The sequence below is a fragment of the Mucilaginibacter sp. Mucisp73 genome, assembly GCF_059491465.1.
Genome location: NZ_CP168507.1, coordinates 2,182,109 through 2,199,157 on the forward strand (window position 1 = coordinate 2,182,109; position 17,049 = coordinate 2,199,157).

Genomic DNA, 17,049 nt, shown 5'->3' on the forward strand with positions numbered 1-17,049 from the left:
TTTCGGACTTGTTAAAAGAGATAGGCTGTGCATAGCAGCCTATCTTTTCCATATAAACCAATTTATAAATGAAGAAATTTTACCCGGCTTTATTACTCGTTAGTGTTGTTCTTTTTTCATGCGCTAAAAAGAAAGCAACACTGTTCGAATTGATACCGTCTTCGCATTCGGGCGTTACTTTCAATAATTTAATTACCGAAAACGACTCTATCAACCCGATTGACAATGCCAACGTTTACAATGGTGGCGGAGTTGGTATAGGTGATTTTAATAACGACGGCTTGCAGGATATTTACTTTTCGGGTAATATGGTATCAAACAAGCTGTACCTCAACCGTGGCGACTTCAAGTTCGATGATATCACCGATAAAGCCGGCGTTAATGGTTTAGGAAAATGGGGCAGAGGCGTTGCCGTTATTGATATTAATAATGACGGCTTGCAGGATATTTATGTATGCAATTCGCTGCTACAGGATAGCGTTAAAAGGCAAAATTTGCTTTACATAAACAAAGGGGCAGATAAAGAGGGGGTACCGCACTTTAAGGAAGAAGGCAAAGAATATGGCCTAAATATACACGCATATTCTACCATGGCAACCTTTTTTGACTACAATAATGATGGCAAGCTGGACATGTATCTTACCGTTAACAGGCCAGGGGACGGCTATTACGCAAACCAGTTTCGCCCGATAATTGCGGACGGCAGCGGTAAGAGTACAGGGAGGTTATATGAAAGCAAATGGGATGCCCAACTTAAACACCCGGTGTTTAGCGATGTATCCAAAAAAGCCGGTATATCCATTGAAGGCTATGGGCACGCGGCAACAATTGTGGATATAAACAAAGACGGGTGGAGGGACATTTATGTTACCAACGATTTTATATCGCCCAATATCCTCTACATCAATAATGGTGATGGTACATTCACCAACAGATCTAAAGAATACTTTAAGCACACCTCGATGAACTCGATGGGGCAGGACATCGAAGATTTAAATAACGATGGTTTGGCCGATGTATTTGAACTGGACATGTCACCACCGGATAATTACCGGAAAAAAATGATGTCGATGCCGGAAAGCTACCAGTCGTATGAGTTATTTAATCATTATGCATACCAATATCAATATGCACGTAACACCTTGCAGATAAACCGGGGGCCGGGATTGGGGCAGAATGATTCTATCAAGAACCCCGTATTCAGTGAAACCGGGTTCTTGAGCGGAGTTACAGAGACCGACTGGAGCTGGACTCCTTTGATAACAGATTTCAACAATGATGGTTATCGCGATATCATTGTAACCAATGGATTTCCGAAGGATGTTACTGATCATGACTTTATCGTTTACCGAAACAATCCTTATTCCACAGCCTCAAAAAAAACTGTTATTGACCAGATTCCTACAGTCAAGATCCATAATTATGCTTTTCAAAATAATGGCGACCTAAACTTTGGTGATGTTTCCAGCCAATGGGGATTGGATTTACCGACCTTTTCAAACGGCGCCGCTTATGCTGATCTGAACAATGACGGGGCAATGGATATGGTGATCAATAACATCAATGACGAAGCGCTTATCTATAAGAATAATAGCCGGGTGCTTACTTCCAAACCATCAAATTATCTGCAGGTAAAATTGAATGGCAACAACTTTAACAGGGATGGCATTGGTGCCTGGGTAGATATCTATTATGCAGGCAAGCAACACCAGGTATACGAGAACAATCCTTATCGTGGATATTTATCTTCTATCCAAAACGTCGCGCACTTTGGCCTCGGCAATGTCAAAAAGCTCGATTCTGTAGTAGTGAGATGGTCGAATAATTATAAGCAGGTATTAAAAAATGTAAGCGCTAACCAAACGCTGAAAGTAAATATCAATGATGCGCGTCAGGCTTATAGTTGGGTTATACCCCAAAAAAACAAGGGGGCAATGTTTACTGAAGTTACAGGCACGGCAGGTATTAGTTACAGGCACAAGGAGGATGATTTTCCGGATTTTACCATTCAGAAATTATTGCCTCACAAATTTTCGGCGTACGCTCCGGCGCTTGCAGCCGAAGATATTGATGGCAACGGGCTTGATGATATCGCTATTGGCGGTAACAGGAAATTTCCCGCCCAGGTTTTCCTGCAGCAGGCTAACGGTAAATTTAATCAGCGAAATTTAATTGATGGAAAACCGGATAGCGCAAATTATAAAGATGAAAGTTTATTGTTCTTTGATGCCGATGGCGATGGGAAGCCAGATCTGTATATGGCCAGCGGGGGATATGAAAGCGCGCCGGGTTCAAAAAATTATGCAGATCGCATCTACCTCAACGATGGCCGCGGGCGGTTCAGCGAACAAAAAGGTGCCTTACCCGGTAATTTTACAAGTAAGCTATGTGTCAGAGCGTTCGATTATAATAAGGATGGCAAGCTCGATTTGCTGGTAACTGGCCGGGTTGATCCCTGGCATTATCCCAACCCGGTATCCTGTTTTATCTTACGTAACGACAGTAAACCTGGGAAGCTGCAATTTACAGATGTAACGGCATCAGTTGCCCCTTGTTTGAAAAACCTCGGGTTAACCTGTGATGCCCTGGTTACAGATTATGATAATGATGGTTGGCCGGATCTTGTTGTAGCTGGTGAATGGATGCCCATTACATTTATCAAAAATGTTGGGGGCAAATTCGTTAACTCCACAGCAGCGTCTGGTATTGCTGATAAGATCGGCTGGTGGAATTCCATCGCGGCCGGCGATTTCAGGCATTGCGGTAAGATAGACTATATTGTTGGCAACCTGGGAAAGAATAGTTTTTTCAAAGCCAGCGATAAAGAGCCCGTATATATCACGGCAGGCGATTTTGATAAACGTAAAACCACTGATGCCTTTCCATCCCTATTCCTCCCCGACACTGACGGGGTGAAACGTGAATTTCCATCTTTTGTTCGCGACGATGCTATTAAGCAAATGGTCAGTCTCCGGAAAAAGTTTGTTAATTACAGATCCTTTGGCCACGCAACGTTGCAGGATTTGTTATCGCCCGAACAACTGAAAAATGCTTTGCGATTAAAAGCCAATACGCTTACTTCATGCTATCTTGAAAATTTAGGAAACGGAAAATTCAAAATGTACCCTCTGCCAAACTATGCGCAGGTTTCTGCCATTAACGGAATGGTAGTGGATGATTTTGACGGTGATGGCAATTTAGACGTAGCTATTAACGGGAATGATTACGGCACAAATGTTTCGGTAGGCCGGTACGATGCCTTAAACGGATTGCTTTTAAAAGGCGATGGCAAAGGGAAATTTAAGCCATTAACGATTTTGCAAAGCGGGATCTGCTTTCCCGGCGATGGGAAAGCCCTTGTAAAACTTAAGGGGAAAGATAGCCGTTACTACCTCGCGGCCAGCGAGCATAACGGCAATTTGAAGTTGTTAAAGCTCAACGCACCGGGAAAAACTATAAAGATCGGGTCGCAGGATGCCTATGCGGAAGTATCTGCAAAAGATGGTTCGGTTACCCGGCAGGAGTTTTATTATGGCTCGTCTTTTTTATCACAATCGGCAAGGTTTCTGAAAATAAGCCCGGACGTGCAGAAAGTTAAGATTGTATCTAACGATGGCCGGTGTAGGGAAATTAAGCTTTAATAATCCGCTTGTGGTATTCAAAATATAACACCTTCAATATTGATCAGAGTCTTAAGAAAAAATAATGTGTAGCTAATTTTACAGAACGAAATGCCGAAGAATGTAATTGTCAATTTTGCTTTGAGTTTGGCCCGCGGAAAAACGTCGTTAAATATTTATGCAAAATTTTTGCTTTTGATACTTGCCATGTCATTTATTACGTCATGCCGCGAATCATCCGAGGGTAAAATGATCCGGATCATTGCCGGTCTGAACCAAAAGGATTACAACAGCCGCAATCCGTTTTGTCCCGAAGCGAAAGTGGCGCAGTGCGATAGCTTACTTAAACTGCCGGGCAGGGAAAATGATTTTTATCTTTTAAATACCAAGGCTAAGCTTTTATTGGAAACCGGTGACGAAACACAGGCTGTTGCCATCTACGAAAAGATGGTGAGGGGGACCGATAGCTCAAAACGTGATTTATTTGAACCGGATATGGCACTGGCCTACATGAGGTTAGGCGAGCGAACTAATTGTATGCTGAACCACAACCGGGTGTCATGTACCTACCCAATAAGGGATAACGCGATTCATGTAAATCAAACCGGTTCGCGACATGCTATTGCAGTTTATGAAAGCATTTTGAAGAAGCATCCGGCCGACCTGGAATCCCGATGGATGCTCAATATCGCTTACATGACACTGGGGCATTACCCCGATAGTGTGCCCAAGCTGTTTTTAATTCCAGATCTCAATAAAACATCCGCGACAGAAATAAAGCCGTTTACCGATATGGCTGCCGATGTTGGTATTAAACTGAACAGCAGAGCGGGTGGCGTTATAGCGGATGATTTCAATAACGACGGTTACCTTGACATAGTAACCTCAGGAACGGAACTTAATGATCACATGCATTATTTTCAAAATAACCAGGACGGAACATTTATTGACAAGTCTGAAACAAGCGGGTTGCGGAAGTTTACCGGCGGGTTGAATATTCAGCAAACTGATTACAACAACGATGGGAAGATGGACATTTTTGTACTGCGGGGTGCCTGGAAAAAGAACGGTTTTGGCAACCAGCCTGCCTCACTGCTGCGTAACAATGGCGATGGCACATTCACGGATGTGACGATACCCGCCGGGCTACTTTTTTATCACCCTACACAGGCGGCAGTCTGGGCTGATTTTAATAATGATGGATGGCTCGATGTATTTGTAGGAGCGGAGGGTTTTAACAACGGCGACAGCGTCAATATCCATCGGAGCATGCTTTATATAAATAACCGGAACGGTACCTTTACTGAGGTTGGCCATAAAGCGCATTGCGATGTAATGTCATATGTAAAAGGGGTTACATCGGCAGATTTTAACCATGACGGATGGCCAGATGTTTTTATTTCGACAATGGATGGGCGCAAATATCTGTTAAAAAATAAAGGTAACAGCGGAAATACCCCCGACTTTGAAGACGTTACCAAACAATCGGGGATCCTGGCAAACAGCAACAGTACTTTTACTACCTGGTTTTTTGATTATAATAATGATGGCTGGCAGGATATCCTGATTGCAGATTACAAATTCGAGGCCCCGCTGGGATATTATTCGGCTGCAGAAGCGCTCGGAAAGCCCATATCCAATGCAGGAAACATTTACCTGTATAAAAATAACCATAACGGCACTTTCACTGATGTTACCAAACAAACGGGTCTTGATAAAGTAGTGTTCAGCATGGGCGCAAACTTTGGTGATATTGATAATGACGGCTTTCCCGACCTGTATTTTGGCACAGGCAACCCCGATTTTGGCTCCCTTATACCCAATAAAATGTTCAGGAACTTAGGCGGGCAGCAGTTTGAGGACGTTACAAGCGCGTCTGGAACGGGAAACCTACAAAAAGGCCACGGTGTCGCATTTGCAGATTTCAGGAACCGTGGTTTACAGGATATCTTCATTGAAATGGGCGGGGCTTACGCCGGCGATGCCTATACCAGTGCATTGTATGTAAGCCCTGGTCAAAATGATAATAACTGGATAAGTATAAAGGCAGAAGGGGTGAAATGTAATAAGCTTGCCATTGGCAGTCGGTTAAAAATAACATTTGTTGACAATGGTGTTAAAAGAAATGTTTACCACGACCTAAACTCGGGCGGTAGTTTTGGTTCATCGCCCATACAGGCGGAAATAGGGGTAGGGCATGCCGGGCTTATCGGAGAGCTTGAAATAACATGGGCTGGCAGCCATGCCGTTCAACGGTTTCGTAATTTGCAGGTAAACCAGTTCTACCACATTATCGAAGGAAATGGAAAGGCTGTTTCGGTTCAGTTAAAAAAGCTTAATTTCAATGGAATGGCGGGGTTGGCGATGAAAATGTGAGCTATTCGCCCGAGATGGTTGATTGATAATAACCCCGGGCAGTGCTGTCAATTTAATTAATCATTTTAACGAAGAGATTGCTTTTGGCCAATTGTTTATTTCTGAGCGATGATTACCATGTTCTGAAAAAGTTGGCAACGTGTTCAGTTGTAGATTGGTCATATCCGTACGGTCTGTGTTCGTTTATAGTACAACTGCCTTCTTGGTTTATTATAAGTCTCTTATATTTAAGATCTTACTACATTGGAATGTGGATTGATGTGGTGTGTTAACTTGAGCTCAACTATTTTAGATATTAGCCTTACTAACCTGCTTTTTATTGGAGCAGTGTTCACCGGTTGTACCGTAGCTTCAATTTTATGGTTTGCAAAAAAAGCGCACGGCGCTGCAAATCGATATTTAAGTTTAGCCCTGAGCGTTACGATATTGCAGCTGGGCGGCGTCACACTTTCTATACTATTGGCTTTAGGCCCCTTCATTTATTTTTATGTCCTTCAGTTAATCGAGCCAAGCAGGCGATTTACTTGGAAGGATTTGCTGCATTTTTTTTCTTTAATTTTTATTCCAATTGCACCAAACTGGCTGACGTTGAGCGTAACGACTGCTTATTTAATGCTATCACATCGTGCAATACAACGTTATAACAGGGAGCAACAGCCGTTTTTGATGGACAGGCCGCGATTTGCTTTTGGCAGGTTGGACAATGTGCTTAAGTTAATCATATTGTTTACCGCTCTTAGATCGATAAATGAATTGTTTGGTGTTTGCTTATCAGTAGTGCTGATTACTATGGCGGTCAGCGCCATTCTAAAATCAGAAAGGTGCATTTTGCCGGTACCGGTAATTCCTAAATCCGATGGGTTACGCGAAAAAGGCAGGTGGTTGAAAAGAGTTGTTGTTACAGAACGGTTTTACGAGGATGCCGACCTTACTTTAGCTTCGCTGGCGCAAAAATTAGCTCTTCATCCTCACGAGGTGTCGCGTATCATCAACCTGGCACTCAAAAAAAATTTTAATGATTTTATCAATGAGCTGCGGGTGCGGGACGTTATCCGGAAAATGCATGATCCCGATTACGATCGTTACAACCTGCTGGGAATAGCTTACGATTCGGGGTTTAACTCCAAAACCAGCTTCAATCGTGTTTTTAAAGAAATAACAGGCCAAAGCCCGGCCTCATTTAGAGAAAGGTCAAAAAAAGAAGTACCAAATGATAAGTTGGTACTTCGGACCCCGGTTAAGCCTGTAATCTTGCGCAAGAAAAGCCCGTTGGATTGGGCCACTGAAATTTCTAAACGCTGCATCATGATCAAAAATTATTTAAAAATGGCTTTCCGAAGCCTGCTTAAAAACAGGGCATTTACCTTACTGAATGTGTTTGGCCTCTCGGTGGGCCTGGCGACATGTCTGCTTATTGTTTTTTATGTTACTAATGAGCTTGGATATGACAAATACAATGAGCGTGCCGACCGAATATACAGAATAGGCCTTGATGTAAAATTGAATGGTAATGCTAATCAGTATGCTACTTCTGAAGAGCCTTTGCCCGCTGCTATTAAAGATGTTTTTCCGGAAATCGAGCAAATGACCCGCATGATAGATGTTCAGGGGCTGTTTCTTTCGCCTTTGAAGTTCTATATCCGTAAAGGCAATGAAAATATACAGGAAAAAAGGGTGGTGTTCACCGAATCATCAATTTTTAAGGTTTTTACCCTGCCGATGATCGATGGTAGCCCTGCCAGGGCACTGGATGCGCCCCATAGTGCCGTAATCACAGAAAGCACAGCGAAGAAGTACTTTAACCGTATTGATGTTGTTGGCCAGATGCTGACCATCAATGACACCAGCACATACAAAATCACCGGTGTTATTAAAGATGTTCCTCAGCAATCACATTTTCATTACGATTTTTTCCTGTCGTACAGTTCGCGTGCGGAAAGCGCCCAACACGGGTGGGGGTACGGTGGCATGCATAATTATTTGTTGCTAAAACCCGGCGCTGATGTACATCGGCTGGAAAAAAAGATAGCCGCTATCGAAATCAAAAACTCTTATAATGCAGAAGCCTGGACCAGCGGCGACAATTACCTGAAAACAGTTTTAATGCCCGTAACTGATATCCATCTTCGCGATCGGGCAACATACCAGTTGGAAGCGGGTAGCGACATTCAATACATTTACATATTTTCAATGATTGCCGCATTCATCCTGCTCATTGCCTGCGTTAATTTCATGAACCTCAGTACAGCCCGTTCAGCTAACAGGGCTAAAGAAGTTGGGGTTAGAAAAGTATTGGGTTCGGCGCGTAAATTCCTCATAGCTCAATTTCTGGCCGAGTCAATGTTGGTGACAATGGCCTCTGCAATCATCGCTGCTTTAATGGCCTGGGGGGTGTTGCCATTGTTCAACCAGCTGGCGGGAAAACAGTTGATACTTAGTTGGGACCAGGCAGCCTGGCTTCTGCCTGCGTTGTTCGCGATCACCATAGTAGTTGGTCTTTTGGCAGGAGCCTATCCCGCCTTTTTCCTTTCCGGTTTTCAACCCATAGATGTATTGAAAGGAAAGATCGCCAAAGGTTTTAAGAACAGCTTTCTGCGAAGTTTTTTAGTGGTATTTCAGTTTTCAATTTCGATTTTCCTCATCATAAGCACCATGGTGATCTTTAAACAGCTGACTTTTATTCGAAACAAAGGCCTGGGTTTTGATCGTAACCAGGTATTGGTTATTAAAAATACCGATGTATTAGGCACCAATGCTGCATTGCTTAAAAACGAATTGAAGCAAATGACCGGGGTAGTAGATGCGAGTATGACTGCTTTCCAGCCTACAGGCGATCTGCGCTTAAAGACAGGGCTTTTCCCTTCCTTACCAATTGACGTAAGGAGTGTATTGCTAACCGAATTCTGGCCCGTGGATGAGGACTATCTGCGCACCATGGGATTGACGCTTTCAACAGGCCGGAATTTTTCAAGAGAAATGCCTACAGACAGCGCGGGTATGATCGTGAATGAAGCGTTTGCCCGAAAGTTTGGCGCAAAAGATCCATTGAATAAAACGCTATACCGTAATTCATATGGCATTCAGCCTTACCACATTATTGGCGTGGTTAAGGATTTTCATTTTGCTACACTGCATGAGGAAGTGATGCCGTTGGCCTTGTATTACGCACCTGACAACGGCGCTATTAACGTACGGCTGCATACCGCGGACATTTCCAGGGCGCTCAGGCAGATTGAAAAGAAATGGAAACAATTTTCGCCAAACCAGCAGTTTAATTATTCATTTATGGATGCCGATTTTGATGCAAGTTATCGAACAGAGCAGCACGCGGGAACCATTTTTCTGTGTTTTAGTACCCTGGCCATATTAATAGCCTGCCTCGGCCTTTTTGGACTGGCTGCTTATGCTGCCGAACAACGTACGAAAGAAATAGGTATCCGAAAGGCGCTTGGGGCGAGTGTTTCCAGCATTACAGGCATGCTATCTGCGGATTTTGTTAAGCTGGTATTGATTGCCATTTTGATAGCTACCCCGCTTGCCTGGTGGGCTATGCAGAAATGGCTCCAGGATTTCGCTTATCGCACCACAATCGGGTGGTATTTGCCGGTTATAGCGGCGGGGGTAGCAATAGCAATTGCGCTGATAACGGTAAGTTTCCAATCTGTTAAAGCTGCTTTTGCTAATCCGGTGGATAGTTTGCGTAACGAATAACCCGCCGACAAATCCCAAAGACGACTTCGCTTATGGACTATTTTCCGCTCATACGGTCCTGCTCATGACCGCTGTAGTTCGTTAATATAATCCGGAATACAAACCACGCTACGGTCATATGACCGTAGCGGCCAAACCTGGCGGAAAATCCATCCAATTATTGTTTGCCTGGTCCATACGTTAGTGCTAACACACCATTTTCCAGTTCCGAAATTGATCTAAGTTTCAACGGGATATTAGCTCCTTCTTTCAATAAACGGGTGCCGGTACCCATCATATGCGGTTGCACAAGCAGTTTCAGTTCGTCTACCAGGCATGCCTGCAGTAACGTTGCTACCAGCTGTCCGCTGCCCTGAACAAGTATTGCGCCGCCATCTTGCTGTTTTAAAGCGTTTAGCTGCCCGATAATATTATCGCTAATGATGGTAGTGTTTTGCCAGTCGCCATTTTTCATGGTAGTTGAAACCACATATTTTTTCGCCCGGTTCATTTTGTCGGCTACGCCCATTTCATTGTTCTGAAACTGTGACCAATAAGGATACAGCATTTCATAAGTATGGCGGCCATAAAGCATAATTTCGCAGTTGTTAATAACTTCCTGTATGTATCCGGCACGGCTATCGCTGTGGTAGGGATTAAACCATTGCTCCATATGCGCCGAATCAAAGACGCCATCTAATGACGTCCATTCTGATACAATTAATTTTCTCATCGTGTTGGTTTTTTTTATTTGACACAAATCTACCGGCGATAAGCAAGGTAAAATAGAACAGACCCGACAGCCCCTAAAATTTAGGGTTAAAAGGCTTGCTAATGTTGATATATTCCTTAGGGGTAATGCCTGTAAACTCCTTAAAAACCCTGATGTAATGACTTTGATCCGCAAATCCATTACTGTAGGCAAGCTCTGTTAACGAATTGAACTTACCATCAGTAAGTTGTTTAAACGCCCTGTCAAACTGCGAAATGCGTTTATACATTTTCGGCGAGATTCCGACATTGTTTTCAAATAAGCGTTGAAGCGACCGTTCGGATATGTTTAATTCTGTTTGTAAAGTCGATAAAGCGCCGGTGTGTATGTTAGTCTTAAGGTATTGCAGGGCAAATAAAACCTTGGGGTTAAAATCATCCGCCTGCTTAGCCAGCCATCTGATAAAGCCGTTAAGGATTTCAAGGCGTTCATTGATCAGGGGCTGTGCTAAAAGCCGGTCGATGAGGCCGGTATCCTTTATTGGTTTTATATCGCTTAAGTCGAGGTAGCTATCGGTTAATTCAAGGGCACTTACACCAAATAGGCTCTGGACGATATGTGGGCGCATAAAAAAGGCAATCAACGTAAAAGGCTGCCTGATCATGAGCGTTTCCGGTTGGATTGTTTGTCCGTAGAGGTTAAGATATCCGGTATCCGATCCAGAACGCTTTCCTAATGCCGTTTGAAACACCAGTGTAGGGCAACCATTGGCATAAAGCGGCAAAATAAAGTCGGCACTGAAGGTTTTGCTTTCAATGATCAGTATACCAGTGACATATTCGTCAAGGTCGGGAGGCGGAAACAACGTAATTATATTCACCGATTTCTAAATTACTTCTTTCAATTAATAAAATAAAATTATCTTTGTAACTAAGATAATCAAAGTTATAAAGATATTGTGAAAAGCGAAGCTATTACCCGGATAAGAAAACTAAGCCAATTGTATGCTTATACATCCATTCAAATGCATGAAAATATTGCGCGAAAAGCCGGGCTATCAGGTACCGATCAGAAATACCTGGGCTTTTTCCTGGTGAAAGGGGCCATGACAGCCGGTGAGCTTATGGAAGTAACAGGGCTTACCAGCGGCGCTGTTACAGGTTTGATTGACCGGTTTGAGAAAAAAGACCTGGTCAAAAGAGAATTTGCGAAAACGGACAGGCGAAAAGTATTGGTAGTGCCGGATACTGAAAAGATAATGCAGCTCATGGCTCCGCTTTACAAGGATTATCGCAGCCATTCGGAGCAATTGATCGGTTCTTTCGCTGAAGAAGATTTGAAAATTATCGAAAAATTTTTGGAAGGATCGATTGCAATTATGAATGAAACAGCCAATCAGTTTAAAGACAAGTGAGGTATATGAAAAACAGAAGTTTATACATTGTTGATTTAAAAAAGGCCGATAAAACGTTTATTAAGTTAATCGGGGGCAAGGGGGCAAATCTGGCAGAATTATACAAGATTAAGGCGCTTAATGTGCCTGACGGTTTTTGTATAACCACTGAAGCTTTTAAAAACACTGTTGGGAACGATCAGCAGTATAATTCATTGCTGGAGCAATTAGCATTGCTAACCGAAAACCAAAGGAACGAGATCAATGAAATAAGCAAAAAGATCAGAACGCTGATAGAATCGATAGCTCTTTCTCAGGAATTGAAAAGCCAGATCGTTGCGCGTATGGACCAATATGGTGGTGATTATGCTTACGCCGTTCGTTCAAGTGCGACAGCGGAGGACTTAGCTACCGCATCTTTCGCCGGACAACAGGATACCTACCTAAACGTTATCGGCGAAGCCGCTATTTTAAAACACATCAGCAAATGTTGGGCATCTCTTTTTACGGAACGTGCCATAATCTACCGGCTTCAGAATGGCTTTGATCACCGCAAGGTTTACCTGGCTGTTATTGTACTGCAAATGGTAGCTGCAAAGGTAGCCGGCGTGCTGTTTACAGCCCATCCGATTACTGGTAACAGGAAAGTGAGCTCGATAGATGCGAGCTTTGGTTTGGGGGAAGCACTGGTTTCTGGTTTAGTTAACGCCGATAATTACCAGGTCCGTGCTTCAAGAATTATTGAAAAGAAGATTTCGGAGAAAAGGATTGCTATTGAGATTATTAAAAATGGCGGTACTGAGCAAAAAGAGATAGGGCCGGAGCAACAACATAAGCAAGCACTAACTGACGAGCAAATTTTACAAATCGAACAAACCGGCAGGATGATCGAGGCACATTTCGGCCATCCCCAGGATATTGAATGGTGTTTAAGTGACAATAAATTCTATGTTGTACAAAGCCGGCCAATCACCACATTATATCCTGTGCCAGCGGCAGACGACTTGGAGAACCGGGTTTATGTATCTGTAGGACATCAACAAATGATGACTGACGCATTTAAACCACTCGGCATATCCGTTTGGATGTTAACCGGAAACCGCGCGATGTTCAAAATGGCTGGCGGAAGGTTATTTGTTGATATCTCGAAGGGTCTGGCTTCGCCGGCAGGCAGGGAGAATCTTTTAAATGTATTGGGGCATTCAGATCCGCTCATAAAAGATGCCCTGATGACTGTAATCGATCGAAACTTTGTAAAAGAGAATCCAGACGCCAATATTCCCGGACAGGTTAAAGGCCATCACGGGATGTCTGCGGCGGATATACTCTCGGAAGTAGGAAACGATGTGGGAATTGTGGCCGATCTCATCAATAGCAGTCAAAAGTCGGTATCAGCATTGAAAGATAACATCCGGATAAAAACAGGACCGGATGTATTTGATTACATCCTCAATGATATGGAGCAGCGGAGGCAGTTGTCTTTAGAAAAGAAAAATCTGAACGTGATCATGGCGGCCATCCATGCTTCGGCCTGGATCAATGACAAGATGAAAGAGTGGCTTGGTGAAATCAACGCAGCAGATGTTCTGTCGCTTTCTGTTCCAAACAACATTACCTCAGAAATGGGCCTTGAACTTTTGGACCTGGCGGATGTGATCCGTCCCTATCCGGAGGTCATCGCCTATCTGCAAGGGGCAAAACAGAATAATTTATTGAATGGGTTATGCCAGTTGGAGGGCGGATGGCAGGTACGCGACGCCATCATCGCTTATCTTAACAAGTATGGTATGCGTTGCGCCGGCGAGATCGATATTACCCGTACACGATGGAGAGAAAATCCAACTGCGTTGGTTCCGATGATCCTGAGTAATATCAAAAACCTCGAACAGGGGGAGAGCACCCGAAGATTTGAGCAGGGGAAGCAGGCAGCCTTAGAAAAAGAACAAGACTTAATGTTGCGCCTGAAACAATTGCCCTACGGTGAAGAAAAAGCCCGGGAAACGAAGCAGATGATTGACCTGTTGCGGAATTTTATAGGCTACCGCGAATACCCGAAATACGATATTGTGAGCAGGTACTTTATTTATAAACAGGCTTTGCTTCAGGAGGCCGAACGCCTTGTAAAAGCCGGTGTGCTTCGTGATGAAAAAGATAGCTATTATCTTTATTTTGAAGAGCTGCAGGAGGTGGTGCGTACCGGAAAAGTGGATTACCAGCTTATCGACCAGCGCAAAGTAGACTATCAATTTTATGAAAAGCTGACACCGCCACGAGTTATTACTTCTGAAGGTGAGGTGATAACCGGTCATTACTGCCGTGAAAATATCCCGGTAGGGGGCCTGGCCGGTCTTGCCGTTTCTTCCGGCATAGTTGAAGGGCGCGCACGCATGGTGCTAAACGTAGAAGGTGCAGATCTGGAAGATGGCGATATCCTGGTTACAACCTTTACCGACCCAAGCTGGACACCTTTATTCTTAGCCATCAAAGGCCTGGTTACGGAAGTTGGCGGACTAATGACACATGGCGCTGTAATAGCCCGTGAATACGGTTTGCCTGCGGTTGTTGGCGTGGAAAACGCAACCCAACTAATTAAAGATGGCCAACGCATCCGTGTGCATGGAACGGCAGGGTATGTGGAGATTATGAGCGAAGCGGACGTGTAACGGAAAATGATCTTGTCGCGAATTACCCCCGGGATTGTCGCTTTTGCACACTGCGAAACACGGGCGTGTATCTCATCTTTGTATCGTTAATTAAGTTTATGATCAATCAGGATCGTGTTTCGGAAAACAACAAAGTAAACCGGAAACCGCGCAAAATTTTTAAATAAGTAACAATGAGTACATTACATATCACAAGCTCTAAGCTTTGGAACGCCATTAAGCTTTCTCTTAATGGCGAGCAGCAGGATTATACCCAAGGCAGTATCCCGAAAGCCATCTTTTTATTGGCTATCCCAATGATCCTGGAATTAAGCCTGGAAAGCGTTTTTGCGGTGGTAGATATGTTCTTTGTAGGTAAACTTGGGCAAAACGCTATAGCCACGGTAGGTTTAACGGAGTCGGTGATCACCATTGTCTATTCCATCGCTATTGGCTTAAGCACCGCGGCCACGGCAATCGTAGCGCGAAGGATTGGTGAAAAGAAACCGGAAGCCGCGGCACATGCAGGAGCCCAGGCGTTGGTAATCTGCCTGATTACAACTATAATAGTAAGCATGGCTGGTGTTTTATATGCACCTGAGATCTTAAAGTTAATGGGTGCAAGCGAAGAAGTGGTGAGGGACGGAGCTATTTTTACCCGGATCATGCTGGGCAGCAGCCTTATTATTATCCTGTTGTTTCTGATCAACGGAATTTTTCGCGGCGCCGGTGACGCCGCTATGGCGATGAAAAGCCTTTGGATTGCAAGCATTATCAACATAATTCTCTGCCCGGTTTTCATCCACTTTTTTGGGTTGAAGGGCGCTGCCATGGCCACCGTAATTGGAAGGAGCTGCGGGGTGACCTTCCAGGTATATCACCTGTTTAAAGGCAGCGGCATTCTGAAGTTTCGCGGTGCTCACTTTAATTGGGATCCTCCTGTGGTAAAGACCATCATCGCTGTGGCCTGGCCGGCAACCTTTCAATTTATCATTGCAAGCGGCAGTTGGATCATTTTGACGCGGTTGGTTGCTGAAACCGGCGGTACAGCAGCTTCAGCCGGCTACCAGATCGCTTTCCGGAATTTTGTTTTCTTTATTTTACCATGCTGGGGGTTAAGTAATGCTGCGGCAACCTTAGTGGGGCAAAACTTAGGTGCAGGCCATGTTGAAAGGGCAGCTCAAAGTGTGCTGCTTACGGCGCGATATAATGCTGTATTGATGAGTTTCGTCATGCTGCTGTTCCTGTTCTTTGCCCGTCCCATCATCAGCATATTTACAACCGAACCCGTTATTTTGAACTTTGGCAGTACGGCGCTCCGGATCATCGGTTCTGGATTTATTTTTTACGCTATAGCCATGGTCATGAGCCAGGCCTTAAACGGGGCCGGCGATACCAAAACGCCTACATGGATCAATTTTGGGTGCTTTTGGCTTTTTCAGGTCCCTTTAGCTTACTTACTCGCCAAAGGCTTAGGGTTGCATTCGGCAGGCGCCATCGCAGCGGTGCCCGCGGCCGAGGCGCTTTTAGCCCTGGTTTCCTGGTATTACTTCAAAAAAGGGAACTGGAAAAAGGTGAAGGTGTAAGGCCATTCATATTGAATTACTAAAAAACAATTAAACCATATAAAAAATGAAAAAGAAAATCTTATTTATTGCATGCCTGTTATTCGGGCTGATGTTTATCAATGCAGGCCTGAACAAGTTTTTAAATTACATGCCTGTACCTAAAGACATGCCGCCAAATGCCATGGCCATGTTTGGCGCCATTATGCAGATCAAATGGCTGATGCCGCTTATCGGCATCGCCGAAATTATTGGAGGGATCCTGGTGATTATTCCCCGTTTCAGAGCTTTAGGCGCGGTGATCATTTTTCCAGTTATGGTTGGCATATTGTTAACTGTTATTTCTTTATCTTCGGGAATACCGATGGTACTTGTGCTTTGGGCGGTGCTCATTTGGGTGCTATTTGAAAACAGGGAGAAATATTTTCACATGATCCGGTAGCGGATGGCATAGTCTGGCTATTCCGCAACTAAATAATAACCGCCCGGTGAATTGGAAATTACAAATGATTATAGGCAAGTGGTGTTACGTAGTTGATAGACTTTATTAAAATCATATGAAACTTTTTGAAAAAGAAACGGGCAAAACAAACTGTGTCGGGGTAAGCGGAGCTTCTGCAACCGGGGCATCAGCAATTGCTGTGTTAGCATTGGGATCTATGGCTATAGGCGCGATTGCTATAGGCGCATTGGTGATTAGCCGAATCATGGTTAAAAAAGCTGTAATCAGAAACCTCCATGTCGGTAATCTCAGCGTAGATAACCTTGTAATTAAAAATCGGGAAGATTAGAAGTTCCTGGGGATCCGGTTAGTTTGGATTGAAGTGGAGTAAAGCGTTATCAGGGTTGTTTCTGAGTTTGCCCTTGTTCCCACGATAATTTCGCCTCGCCGTCGATAGCCAACAACATCGTTCTCGGACACTGGCCGGCTTGCGTCGGAAACTCACCTGCTTTAAAATTCGTCTTTTGTTATGTTTTGAAATAAATTCAGAACGGCCGGCTCAAATTGCGGGAATATGGCAGCCGGGAAGACAGATTACGCATTTATAAA

Annotated in this window: 10 protein-coding genes; 8 read left to right on the forward strand and 2 right to left on the reverse strand. The window is 44.0% G+C overall.

The features are described 5' to 3' along the window. The first annotated feature begins 68 nt into the window (after positions 1–68). The 3 genes from ACEN82_RS09265 to ACEN82_RS09275 all read left to right on the forward strand — a co-directional run bounded on the left by ACEN82_RS09265 (position 69) and on the right by ACEN82_RS09275 (position 9,707). The gene (locus ACEN82_RS09265; protein ID WP_413318645.1) at positions 69–3,641 is read left to right on the forward strand and encodes a VCBS repeat-containing protein; all 3,573 of its coding nucleotides are present in this window, start codon (positions 69–71) and stop codon (positions 3,639–3,641) included. Positions 3,642–3,731: 90 nt separating this feature from the next. Further along, positions 3,732–5,996 (forward strand): FG-GAP-like repeat-containing protein, encoded by a 2,265-nt coding sequence (locus ACEN82_RS09270; RefSeq protein ID WP_413318643.1) that lies wholly within the window; start codon positions 3,732–3,734, stop codon positions 5,994–5,996. 612 nt (positions 5,997–6,608) lie between these two features. Beyond that, entirely contained in the window at positions 6,609–9,707 is a 3,099-nt protein-coding gene (locus ACEN82_RS09275) for an ABC transporter permease (RefSeq protein ID WP_413318641.1), read from the forward strand. Positions 9,708–9,864: 157 nt separating this feature from the next. Here the strand turns inward: ACEN82_RS09275 and ACEN82_RS09280 are convergent, their stop codons facing one another. Together ACEN82_RS09280 and ACEN82_RS09285 are read right to left on the reverse strand one after the other, a co-directional pair. Beyond that, the gene (locus tag ACEN82_RS09280) at positions 9,865–10,419 is read right to left on the reverse strand and encodes a dihydrofolate reductase family protein (protein WP_129570860.1); all 555 of its coding nucleotides are present in this window, start codon (positions 10,417–10,419) and stop codon (positions 9,865–9,867) included. Between the two features lie 73 nt (positions 10,420–10,492). Continuing rightward, positions 10,493–11,278 carry an AraC family transcriptional regulator gene (locus ACEN82_RS09285; RefSeq protein WP_413318639.1) on the reverse strand — a complete coding sequence of 262 codons (786 nt, stop codon included), beginning with the start codon at positions 11,276–11,278 and terminating at the stop codon, positions 10,493–10,495. A 78-nt stretch (positions 11,279–11,356) separates the two neighbouring features. Here ACEN82_RS09285 and ACEN82_RS09290 point away from each other — a divergent pair, with 78 nt between their 5' ends. From ACEN82_RS09290 to ACEN82_RS09310, 5 genes are all read left to right on the forward strand, one after another. Then, positions 11,357–11,812: a MarR family winged helix-turn-helix transcriptional regulator gene (locus tag ACEN82_RS09290; RefSeq protein ID WP_090526120.1), complete on the forward strand. Its 456-nt coding sequence runs from the start codon at positions 11,357–11,359 to the stop codon at positions 11,810–11,812. Positions 11,813–11,817: 5 nt separating this feature from the next. After that, positions 11,818–14,454: a phosphoenolpyruvate synthase gene (ppsA, locus tag ACEN82_RS09295; RefSeq protein ID WP_413318637.1), complete on the forward strand. Its 2,637-nt coding sequence runs from the start codon at positions 11,818–11,820 to the stop codon at positions 14,452–14,454. A gap of 173 nt (positions 14,455–14,627) precedes the next feature. Further along, a complete protein-coding gene (locus ACEN82_RS09300) occupies positions 14,628–16,019 on the forward strand; it encodes an MATE family efflux transporter (RefSeq protein WP_413318635.1) in 1,392 nt (463 codons plus the stop codon). Positions 16,020–16,065: 46 nt separating this feature from the next. After that, the gene (locus ACEN82_RS09305; RefSeq protein WP_112653748.1) at positions 16,066–16,440 is read left to right on the forward strand and encodes a DoxX family membrane protein; all 375 of its coding nucleotides are present in this window, start codon (positions 16,066–16,068) and stop codon (positions 16,438–16,440) included. A gap of 115 nt (positions 16,441–16,555) precedes the next feature. Further along, the gene (locus ACEN82_RS09310; RefSeq protein ID WP_413318633.1) at positions 16,556–16,789 is read left to right on the forward strand and encodes a hypothetical protein; all 234 of its coding nucleotides are present in this window, start codon (positions 16,556–16,558) and stop codon (positions 16,787–16,789) included. The last annotated feature ends 260 nt before the right edge of the window (positions 16,790–17,049 follow it).

Bases quoted from the DNA above. Each gene is read 5' to 3' on its own strand.
- ACEN82_RS09300 (WP_413318635.1), top strand. From the start codon at position 14,628: ATGAGTACATTACATATCACAAGCTCTAAGCTTTGGAACGCCATTAAG.
- ACEN82_RS09270 (WP_413318643.1), top strand. From the start codon at position 3,732: ATGCCGAAGAATGTAATTGTCAATTTTGCTTTGAGTTTGGCCCGCGGA.
- ACEN82_RS09280 (WP_129570860.1), bottom strand. From the start codon at position 10,419: ATGAGAAAATTAATTGTATCAGAATGGACGTCATTAGATGGCGTCTTT.
- ACEN82_RS09265 (WP_413318645.1), top strand. From the start codon at position 69: ATGAAGAAATTTTACCCGGCTTTATTACTCGTTAGTGTTGTTCTTTTT.
- ACEN82_RS09310 (WP_413318633.1), top strand. From the start codon at position 16,556: ATGAAACTTTTTGAAAAAGAAACGGGCAAAACAAACTGTGTCGGGGTA.
- ACEN82_RS09275 (WP_413318641.1), top strand. From the start codon at position 6,609: ATGCTATCACATCGTGCAATACAACGTTATAACAGGGAGCAACAGCCG.
- ppsA (WP_413318637.1), top strand. From the start codon at position 11,818: ATGAAAAACAGAAGTTTATACATTGTTGATTTAAAAAAGGCCGATAAA.
- ACEN82_RS09305 (WP_112653748.1), top strand. From the start codon at position 16,066: ATGAAAAAGAAAATCTTATTTATTGCATGCCTGTTATTCGGGCTGATG.